This is a genomic window from Actinoplanes awajinensis subsp. mycoplanecinus (assembly GCF_001509495.1).
GTDB lineage: Bacteria > Actinomycetota > Actinomycetes > Mycobacteriales > Micromonosporaceae > Actinoplanes > Actinoplanes palleronii.
Window position 1 is genome coordinate 1 of sequence record NZ_LLZH01000137.1, and the last position, 1,575, is coordinate 1,575.

1 pseudogene is annotated in these 1,575 nt (G+C 68.7%); it reads right to left on the reverse strand.

Annotated features, from left to right (window positions below):
- A pseudogene (locus tag ADL15_RS17600) lies at positions 1-1,575 on the reverse strand (AAA family ATPase); the annotation flags it as partial.

Consider the following 1,575-nt stretch of genomic DNA (forward strand, 5'->3'; position numbering starts at 1 on the left):
CCGGTCGTGGAACTCGGACATGTCCAGCTGGATCAGCGCGTCCTCGGAGCCGAACAGGAACTCGGCGAGAGCCTTGGACAGCTCGGTCTTACCGACACCCGAGGGACCGGCGAAGATGAACGAACCTGATGGTCGCTTCGGGTCCTTCAGACCGGCACGCGTACGCCGGATCGCCCGGGAGACGGCCTTGACCGAATCCTCCTGGCCGATGACGCGCTTGTGCAGCTCGTCCTCCATGCCCAGGAGCCGGGTCGTCTCCTCCTCGGTCAGCTTGACGACCGGGATGCCGGTCCAGTTGCCCAGGACCTCGGCGATCTGCTCCTCGTCGACCTCGGACACCACGTCCAGGTCGCCGGCCTTCCACTCCTTCTCCCGCTGACCCTTCTGGCCCAGCAGGGTCTTCTCCTTGTCACGCAGCTGACCGGCGCGCTCGAAGTCCTGCGCGTCGATCGCGGACTCCTTGTCGCGACGCACCTGGGCGATGCGCTCGTCGAAGTCACGCAGGTCCGGCGGCGCGGTCACGGCCTCGTCGATCAGGTCGATCGCCTTGTCCGGCAGGAACCGGTCGGAGATGTACCGGTCGGCCAGCGTCGCGGCGGCCACCAGGGCGGCATCGGTGAAGCTCACCCGGTGGTGCGCCTCGTAGGCGTCCCGCAGGCCCTTCAAGATCTCAATGGTGTGCGCCAGCGACGGCTCACCCACCTGGATCGGCTGGAGCCGGCGCTCGAGCGCCTTGTCCTTCTCCAGGTGCTTGCGGTACTCGTCGAGCGTGGTGGCGCCGATCATCTGCAGCTCACCACGGGCCAGCATCGGCTTCAGCATCGAGGCGGCGTCGATCGCACCCTCGGCGGCACCCGCGCCGACCAGGGTGTGGATCTCGTCGATGAACAGGATGATGTCGCCCCGGGTGCGGATCTCCTTGAGCACCTTCTTCAGGCGCTCCTCGAAGTCACCGCGCGGTACCGCGAGCCGGCCACCAGGGCGCCCATGTCGAGGCTGTAGACGTGCTTGTCCTTCAGCGTCTCCGGGACGTCGCCGCTGACGATGGCCTGGGCGAGGCCCTCCACCGCCGCGGTCTTGCCGACACCGGGTTCGCCGACCAGCACCGGGTTGTTCTTCCGGCGGCGGGACAGCACCTGCATGACCCGCTCGATTTCCTTCTCCCGGCCGATGACCGGGTCGAGCTTGCCGTCCCGGGCGTCCTGGGTGAGGTTGCGGCCGAACTGGTCGAGCAGTGCGGAGCTGGCCGGTGCGGCCTCTCCGGCCGGGGCGGCGGCCGGCTCCTTGCCGACGTGCCCCGAGATCAGCTGGAGCACCTGCTGGCGGACCCGGCCCAGGTCGGCACCGAGCTTCACCAGGACCTGGGCGGCGACGCCCTCGTTCTCCCGGATCAGGCCGAGCAGGATGTGTTCGGTGCCGATGTAGTCGTGGCCGAGCTGCAGGGCCTCGCGCAGCGAGAGCTCCAGCACCTTCTTGGCCCGCGGCGTGAACGGGATGTGCCCGCTCGGCGCCTGCTGACCCTGGCCGATGATCTCCTCGACCTGCTGACGGACGCCCTCGAGGGAGATGCCCAGA